The 7,764-nt window shown below is 66.7% G+C and carries 7 protein-coding genes and 2 pseudogenes; 5 read left to right on the top strand and 4 right to left on the bottom strand.

Features of this window, described 5'->3' with window-relative positions; all coding sequences use genetic code 11:
- From WBB14_RS26185 to WBB14_RS26205, 5 genes and pseudogenes are all read left to right on the top strand, one after another.
- Positions 1–414: pseudogene (locus tag WBB14_RS26185) on the top strand (cobalamin-binding protein); the annotation flags it as partial.
- Positions 415–567: 153 nt separating this feature from the next.
- Positions 568–1,371 (top strand): thiazole synthase, encoded by an 804-nt coding sequence (locus WBB14_RS26190; protein WP_424242351.1) that lies wholly within the window; start codon positions 568–570, stop codon positions 1,369–1,371.
- Positions 1,368–2,210, top strand: coding sequence for a bifunctional hydroxymethylpyrimidine kinase/phosphomethylpyrimidine kinase (thiD, locus tag WBB14_RS26195; RefSeq protein ID WP_424242352.1), 843 nt, complete (start codon positions 1,368–1,370; stop codon positions 2,208–2,210). Before WBB14_RS26190 ends, thiD begins: the two co-directional genes overlap by 4 nt.
- Before the next feature lie 101 nt (positions 2,211–2,311).
- Complete coding sequence (locus WBB14_RS26200; protein ID WP_424242353.1) at positions 2,312–2,992, top strand: protein-L-isoaspartate O-methyltransferase family protein; 681 nt, start codon at positions 2,312–2,314, stop codon at positions 2,990–2,992.
- Positions 2,993–3,071: 79 nt separating this feature from the next.
- Complete coding sequence (locus WBB14_RS26205) at positions 3,072–4,403, top strand: TolC family outer membrane protein (RefSeq protein WP_424242354.1); 1,332 nt, start codon at positions 3,072–3,074, stop codon at positions 4,401–4,403.
- A gap of 19 nt (positions 4,404–4,422) precedes the next feature.
- On the opposite strand, the gene rfaE2 is transcribed toward WBB14_RS26205, so the two are convergent.
- From rfaE2 to WBB14_RS26225, 4 genes and pseudogenes are all read right to left on the bottom strand, one after another.
- Positions 4,423–4,911, bottom strand: a complete 489-nt coding sequence (gene rfaE2 / locus WBB14_RS26210) for a D-glycero-beta-D-manno-heptose 1-phosphate adenylyltransferase (protein ID WP_088153836.1) — start codon at positions 4,909–4,911, stop codon at positions 4,423–4,425.
- A gap of 22 nt (positions 4,912–4,933) precedes the next feature.
- The gene (locus tag WBB14_RS26215; RefSeq protein WP_173144290.1) at positions 4,934–5,812 is read right to left on the bottom strand and encodes a ferritin-like domain-containing protein; all 879 of its coding nucleotides are present in this window, start codon (positions 5,810–5,812) and stop codon (positions 4,934–4,936) included.
- Between the two features lie 184 nt (positions 5,813–5,996).
- Positions 5,997–7,550, bottom strand: a complete 1,554-nt coding sequence (gene ubiB / locus WBB14_RS26220; RefSeq protein WP_424242355.1) for a ubiquinone biosynthesis regulatory protein kinase UbiB — start codon at positions 7,548–7,550, stop codon at positions 5,997–5,999.
- A gap of 3 nt (positions 7,551–7,553) precedes the next feature.
- A pseudogene (locus WBB14_RS26225) lies at positions 7,554–7,764 on the bottom strand (hypothetical protein); the annotation flags it as partial.

Consider the following 7,764-nt stretch of genomic DNA (forward strand, 5'->3'; position numbering starts at 1 on the left):
GCCCAGGCCTTGCGCGCGCGCCTGGACGCCCTGGCCGCGCGCTATGCCGGCCGCCGCCCCGTGCGCGTCTTCGTGCAGGCGGGGCTGGACCCCATCTACACCCTGAACGACAGCAGCATCGTCAGCGACGCCCTGCGCGTCTGCGGCGGCGTCAATGTTTTCGGTCAGGCACCGGTGGTGGCACCGCAGGTCACGCTGGAAAGCGTGCTGGCGGCGCGGCCCGAGGCCGTGCTGGCCGGCATCTCCCGCCCCGAGGACGCCGCCCGCAACCTGGCCGCCTGGCAGGCGCTGGGGCTGCCCGCCGCCCGGCTGGGCCACGTGTACGGCGTCGACGCCGACGCCCTGTATCGCCCGGGTCCGCGCCTGATCGACGCCGCCGAGGCGATCTGCGCCGACCTGGACCGGCTGCGCTGATCTTTGTGCGCGCATGCCGCGATCTTCAATTAGTGGAACGCCGCATTTCATCTTGCGCATCTGCCGTGCGGCGTCGTGCTTTATCATTCGAGCAACGAATCGCCAGTCCCCGCGGGCCTCGCATCGTGCGCACCCGCCCTTTGAACCTCCGCCATGACCACTCAAGACACTCTCACCATCGCCGGCCGCGCCTACTCGTCGCGCCTGCTCGTCGGCACCGGCAAGTACAAGGACTTTGAACAGACCCGCGCGGCGCTGGATGCCAGCGGCACCGAAATCGTCACGGTCGCCATCCGCCGAACCAATATCGGCCAGAACCCCGGCGAACCGAACCTGCTGGACTACGTCCCGCCGTCGAAGTTCACGCTGCTGCCCAACACCGCCGGCTGCTACAGCGCCGACGAGGCCGTGCGTACGCTGCGCCTGGCGCGCGAACTGCTGGACGGCCACGACCTGGTGAAGCTGGAAGTGCTGGGCGACCCGCAGACCCTGTTCCCCAACATGCCCGAAACCCTGAAGGCCACCAAGACCCTGGTGGACGAGGGCTTCAAGGTGATGGTGTATTGCACCGACGATCCCATCCAGTGCCGCATGCTGGAAGACCTGGGCGCGGTGGCCGTGATGCCGCTGGCCTCGCTGATCGGCTCGGGCATGGGCATCCTGAACCCCTGGAACCTGCGCCTCATCATCGACCAGGCCCGCGTGCCCATCGTGGTGGACGCCGGCGTGGGCACCGCGTCGGACGCGGCCATCGCCATGGAACTGGGCTGCGACGCCGTCCTGATGAACACCGCCATCGCCGGCGCGCGCGATCCCATCCTGATGGCCAGCGCCATGAAGAAGGGCGTGGAAGCCGGCCGCGAGGCCTTCCTGGCCGGCCGCATGCCCAAGAAGCTGTACAGCGGCGCCCCCAGCTCGCCCACCGATGGGCTGATTACCGCCGGCGCCCCCAAATGAGCAGCCGCCAGCAGGCCGCCAGCGGCCGTCCCATCCCCAACGCGCTGACCATCGCCGGCGTCGACCCGTCCGGCGGCGCCGGCATCCTGGCCGACGTCAAGGCCATGAGCGCGCTGGGCGCCTACGGCTGCGCGGTGATTGCCGCGCTGACGGCGCAGAACACCCAGGGAGTCACCGGCATTTCGGCGGTCGCCCCCGCCTTCGTCGGCCAGCAGATCGACACGCTGTTCGCGGACGTGCGCATCGACGCGGTCAAGATCGGCATGCTGGGCCAGCAGCCGGTGATCCAGGTAGTGGCCGAAAAACTCGCCAAATGGGCCCCGGCCCACGTGGTGCTGGACCCGGTCATGGTGGCCAAGAGCGGCGACCTGCTGCTGGAACGCGACGCCGTGGGCGCCATGCGCGAGGCCCTGCTGCCGCAGGCCACCCTGCTCACGCCCAACCTGCCCGAGGCCGGCGTACTGCTGGAAGAGCGCCCGGTGGAAACGGTCAAGGAAATGCGGCGCGTGGCCGAGCGCCTGCGCAACAAGCTGGCGCACTCGGGCGAACGCTGGGTGCTGGTCAAGGGCGGCCACCTGCCCGGCAACGAGACCATCGACCTGCTGCACGACGGCGACCGCATGATCGAACTGCCCGGCCACCGCATCGAAACCGTCAACACCCACGGCACCGGCTGCACCCTGTCGGCGGCGCTGGCCGCGCTGCTGCCGCAAACCGGGGACGTGCCCGAGGCCGCGCGCCGCGCCAAGGCTTACCTGACCGAGGCCATCCGCCATGCCGAGCGCCTGTCGGTGGGTTCCGGCCACGGCCCGGTGCACCACTTCCACGCCTGGTGGTAGACGCGAGCGGCGCCTGAAACATCTGTCGGCCGGGCGCCGCGTCACATGACGCTACGAATCGGTACAATGGTCTGTTGATTCCTCTGTTTTTTCTGACCGTCATGAACGCTTCGACCCTGCCCGACGTAGAACAAGCCCGCTTCAACATGGTGGAACAGCAGATCCGCCCCTGGGATGTTCTGGACACCACAGTGCTGCAAGCGCTGTTCGATGTGCGCCGCGAACAATTCGTTCCGCCGGCCCTGCGCGCGCTGGCGTTTTCCGACCTGGAACTGCCGCTTGAGATCAACGCGGTCAATACCCGCCAGAACATGCTTTCGCCCAAGATGGAAGCCCGCCTGGCGCAAGACCTGCAGCTGACCAAGTCCGACTGCGTGCTGGAAATCGGCACCGGCTCCGGCTACCAGGCCGCGCTGCTGGGCTACCTGGCCCAACAGGTCACCTCGGTCGAAATCGACAGCCGCCTGGTGACATTCGCGCAGCAGAACCTGCAGATGAACAACGTCACCAACGTCAAGGTCGAAACCGGCGACGCCCGCAACGGCTGGGGCTCCACCGAATACGACGCCATCCTCGTCACGGGTTCCGTGCCGACCGTCCCCGACGCGCTGAAGTACCAGCTGCGCGTGGGCGGCCGCCTGGTCGTGGTCGTGGGCCAGGCCCCCGTCATGACCGCCTGTCGCATCACCCGCACCACCGCGGCCAGCTTCGAAACCGTGAACCTGTTCGAAACCGTCATCAAGCCGCTACGCGGCGTCGCGGTTTCGCAGTTCAAGTTCTGATCCCCAACCCTGCGGCCGGGCGCCTGCCCCTCTGACGGGGCAGCGGCACCCCGGGCGACCCGGCGTATCGTTGATCATCATGCGTGTCCGATTGCTAACGGCTTTACTGGTTTTTACCTGCGCCGCAAGCGTCGGCCCGTCGCTTGCGCGTGCGCAAAACCTGATCCAGATCTGGCAATCGGCGCTGGGCAATGACCCGACCTACGCCGCCGCGCGTGCCAACTACCGCGCCGGCCTGGAAAAAGAGCCCCAGGCCCGCTCCCTGCTCCTGCCCCTGATCTCCGCCGAGGCGGGCGGGGCCTATCAGGAAACGCGCAGCACCCGCGGCATGGGCATCGCCTACAGCGGCGGACGCGGCGTCTGGGACCTGTCGCTGACCCAACCCCTGTTCGACTGGGGCCGCTGGCAGAACTTCGAACAATCCAAGCTGATCGTCGCCGACGTCGAAGTGCAGCTGCAACAGGCCTACCAGGACCTGCTGCTGCGCGTGGCCGACGCCTATTTCAACGTGCTCTACGCCCAGGACACGCTGACCGCCACCGAAGCCGAAAAGGCCGCCGTGGCCGGGCAGCTGGAGTCCGCCAAGCGCAACTTTGAACTCGGCAACGCCACCATCACCGACACCTACGAGGCGCAATCGCGCTACGACCTGGTGGTGGCGCAGGAACTGCGCCTGCAGAACGACCTGGAAGTCCGCCGCGACGAGTTGGCCAAGATCATCGGCACGGCGCCGGGCGCGCTGGCCGAACTGCCCTACGGCGTGCAGTTGCCGGCGCCGCAGCCCGCCCGCGTGGCCGACTGGAGCAACCAGGCCGAGGCCTCCAGCCTGGACGTGCTGCGCGCGCAACTGCTGACCCGCATCGCCGGCCGCGAAATCCAGATCGCCAAGAGCGGCCATTACCCCACCCTGAACCTGCGCGCCACCAGCGGCAGCGCCAGCGACGCCGTCATGCGCAATGCCGCGCCGGGCAAGCCGATAGACAACACAATTGGCGTGGTGCTGTCGATTCCGCTATATGCGGGCGGCGGCGTCTCGTCGCAAGTGACCGAAAAGGTCCAGCTGGAACAGAAGGCGCGCCACGACTACGAGGCCGCGCGCCGCCAGGCCGTCCAGGCCGCGCGCCAGTACTACACCGGCGTCACCAGCGGCCTGGCCCGCATCCAGGCGCTGGAGGCCGGCGAGAAATCCAGCCGCGCCGCGGTCGAGGCTAACCGCACCGGCTACGAGGTCGGCGTGCGCATCAACCTGGACGTGCTCAACGCCCAACAGCAGCTTTACGCCACCCAACGCGACCTGGCCCTGGCGCGCTACAGCACCGTGCTCACCAGCCTGCGCCTGAAGGCCACCAGCGGCATCCTGGCCGAAGCGGACCTGGAAGCGATCAACCGCTTGCTGCGCGAACCGCGCTGAGCCCGCCGCGGGGCGCTGCTTACTGGTTCTGGATCTTTTTCACGAGCGCGGTAGTGGAGCGCTCGAACTCGAACGGAATCGCCACCGCGCGGCCGCCCCAGGTCTTGACCAGGGCGGTCTCCGGCAGCTTTTCCATGTCGTAGTCGCCGCCCTTGACGATCAGGTCAGGCTTGAGCTGGCCGATCAGGGCCTCGGGCGTGTCTTCATGGAAGGACGTGACCACGGTCACGAAGCCCAGCGCGGCCAGCAAGGCGGCGCGGTCTTCCATGCGATTCAGCGGGCGCTCGGCGCCCTTGCCCAAACGGCGCACCGACTCGTCGGTGTTTACCGCCACCACCAGGGTCGCGCCCAGCTGGGCGGCCTGGTCGAGGTAGGTCGCGTGGCCCCGGTGCAGGATGTCGAAGACGCCGTTGGTGAACACCAGCGGCCGCGGCAAGCGGCCGGCGGCGACGGCAGCGACGCATTCGTCGCGGGACAGGACCTTGGATTCGAAACGGGCGGCAGGCATGCGGCGATTGTATCGCCCCGCCTCAGGCGCCGCCCAGGATGATCTGCTTTTCCTTGGGCACGATCAGGGCCGTCATTTCCTTGCGGTAGCGGTTCAGGTCCTTCACCGTTTCGAAGCTGCGGTCCATCAGTTTGGAGAGGATGTGCAGGATGCGGGTGGCGACCTTCTGCTCCCACACGCCGTCGAAACGGATCTGCGTGTCCAGCCAGTGCTCCAGCCAGCCCGGTTCCGGCAGGCGCGACTGCACCGTGTCGTTGGGGAACAGGTCCTTGTTGACGTGCAGATTGGTCGGGTGCAGGGCCTGCTGCGTGCGGCCGGCGGAGGCCATCAGCACGCCGATCTTGGAGAACGCCAGGCGGGCCTGCTCGCTGGTGTCCTGGCCGCGGTCGTGCAAGGCCCGGCGCATGTATTGCAGGTAGGCGCCGGCATGGCGAGCCTCGTCCTGGGCCACGGTTTTGTAGATGGCCTTGATGACCGGCTCCGTGTGCCATTCGGCGGCGCGGCGGTACCAGTGGTTCAGGCGGATCTCGCCGCAGAAGTGCAGCATCAGGGTTTCCAGCTCGGGCGCGGCGTCGAACTCGAAGCGCACGTTGTGCAGCTCTTCCTCGGTGGGTACCAGGTCCGGACGGAAGCGGCGCAGGTATTCGATCAGCACCAGCGAATGCTTCTGTTCTTCAAAGAACCACACCGACATGAACGCGCAGAAATCGCTGTCGCCGCGATTGTCGCGCAGGAACATTTCGGTGGCCGGCAAGGCTGCCCATTCCGTAATGGCGTTCATCTTGATCGTGTGAGCCTGCTCGTCCGAGAGCTTGCTGCGATCGAAATCGCCCCAGGGTATGTCATGAGCCATGTTCCAGCGCACGGCTTCCATGGTCTTGAAGAGTTCAGGATAAAGCATGGTCTGCCCTTGTATTCGTCCCGCTAGTGGGGCTATAGATATAGAAATTAAGAATGGCGCGCGCCTTGCCGGCGAGGGCGCTGCATTCATCCACCGCAGCGCTATTTTTCGCCGTATACCGCGAAGCTATGATGACTGTTTCATGAATGAAACATGACAGATACCGTCTAGATCATCGCGCCGCCTACCGAGTCAAGGCCCATATCGCGACCCCGATGGCGACAGCCGCCACCCCAACCAGCGCTGCAACCAGCCGGTTGTTCTGTTCCTGCGCCCGCCGCAATTGGATCATCTCGGCCAGCAAGGCGGGCGAGACATTCGGACGGCTCAGGTGGTCATGGACCAGCCTGGGCAAAGCGGGCAGCATTTGCGACCACTGCGCGGCTTCTTTTTCCAGGCTTTGCCGCAAACCCTTGAATCCGACACGCTGACGCATCCAGCGTTCCAGATAGGGCTTGGCGGTTTTCCAGAGATCCAAGTTGGGATCGAGCTGGCGGCCCAATCCCTCGACGTTCAGCAAGGTCTTCTGCAACAGGACCAGCTGCGGCTGGATCTCCACATTGAACCGGCGCGAGGTCTGGAACAATCGCAGCAGCACCTGCCCCAGCGAGATCTCCGACAACGGCCGGTCAAAGTACGGTTCGCAGACGGCGCGCACGGCGCCTTCCAGTTCTTCTTCACGCGTATCCGGCGGCACCCAGCCCGACTCGATGTGCAACTGCGCCACGCGCCGATAGTCGCGGTGGAAGAAGGCCAGGAAATTCTGCGCCAGGTAATTCTTGTCGAACTCGGACAGCGAGCCGACGATGCCGAAGTCCAGCGCGATGTAGCTACCCAGCGTGTCCGGGCGATCCGACACGTAAATGTTGCCGGGGTGCATGTCGGCGTGGAAAAAGCCGTCGGTGAAGACCTGCGTGAAGAAGATCTCCACGCCGGTGCGCGCCAGCGTCGGGATGTCGATGCCAGCCTGGCGCATGCGCTCCACCTGGCCCACCGGCATGCCGTACATGCGCTGCATGGTGAACACCGTGGACGCCGTGTATTCCCAGATCACCTCGGGCACGATCAGCATGTCGCCGCGGCCGGATTCGGGGCCGAAGTTGCGGCGCAGCTGGCTGCAGTTTGAAGCTTCGCGCACCAGGTCCAGCTCGTCGTGCAGGTATTTGTCGAACTCGGCCACCACTTCGCGCGGCTTGAGCCGGCGGCCGTCGGCGCCCAGGCGCTCGATGATGCGCGCCACCACCTTCAGCAGCGACAGGTCTTTCTCGATGATGCTCAGCATGCCCGGGCGCAGCACCTTGACCGCGACCTCGCGGCCGTCGTGCAGTACCGCGAAGTGCACCTGGGCGATGGAGGCCGAGGCCACCGGGTCCACTTCGAACTGGGCGAACAGCTTCTCGGGCGGCGCGCCCAGCGCGGTTTCGATGCAGGCGGCTGCCTGCGCCGAAGGGAACGGCGGCACGCGGTCCTGCAGCAAGGCCAGTTCGTCGGCAATGTCGGTGGGGATCAGGTCGCGGCGGGTGGACAGCACCTGCCCGAACTTCACGAAAATCGGACCCAGCGATTCCAGCGCCAGGCGCAGCCGCAACCCGCGCGGCTTGCGCGGACGCGTACCCAGGCGGATGACGCGCAAGAGGCAGGTGGCCAGCGGATGGTTCAGGCTGGAGAGCACCAGCTCGTCCAGGCCATAGCGCAGCGAAACCAGGATGATGCGAAAGAGGCGCAGCAAGGGAAACATGTATCAGGCGCCCCGCTTTGCGCTGGCGGACGCCAGACGGGTTTGCAGCGCGGCGGCCGAACGGGCCAGCGCGTCGGCGCGGGCATTCAGTTCTGCCAGGTCCAGGCGCCATTGCTCCAGCGCGGGGCGGCCAGCCAGCATGCCGCTTTCCTCGGACAGGTACTCAGAAACGTTCTCGGCCAGGCGCAGGCCGGCCGTACGCGCGCCGCCGGCT

Source organism: Achromobacter sp. (assembly GCF_049647645.1).
Classification (GTDB): Bacteria; Pseudomonadota; Gammaproteobacteria; order Burkholderiales; family Burkholderiaceae_B; genus Achromobacter.

Bases quoted from the DNA above. Each gene is read 5' to 3' on its own strand.
- WBB14_RS26190 (WP_424242351.1), top strand. From the start codon at position 568: ATGACCACTCAAGACACTCTCACCATCGCCGGCCGCGCCTACTCGTCG.
- thiD (WP_424242352.1), top strand. From the start codon at position 1,368: ATGAGCAGCCGCCAGCAGGCCGCCAGCGGCCGTCCCATCCCCAACGCG.
- WBB14_RS26200 (WP_424242353.1), top strand. From the start codon at position 2,312: ATGAACGCTTCGACCCTGCCCGACGTAGAACAAGCCCGCTTCAACATG.
- WBB14_RS26205 (WP_424242354.1), top strand. From the start codon at position 3,072: ATGCGTGTCCGATTGCTAACGGCTTTACTGGTTTTTACCTGCGCCGCA.
- rfaE2 (WP_088153836.1), bottom strand. From the start codon at position 4,911: ATGCCTGCCGCCCGTTTCGAATCCAAGGTCCTGTCCCGCGACGAATGC.
- WBB14_RS26215 (WP_173144290.1), bottom strand. From the start codon at position 5,812: ATGCTTTATCCTGAACTCTTCAAGACCATGGAAGCCGTGCGCTGGAAC.
- ubiB (WP_424242355.1), bottom strand. From the start codon at position 7,550: ATGTTTCCCTTGCTGCGCCTCTTTCGCATCATCCTGGTTTCGCTGCGC.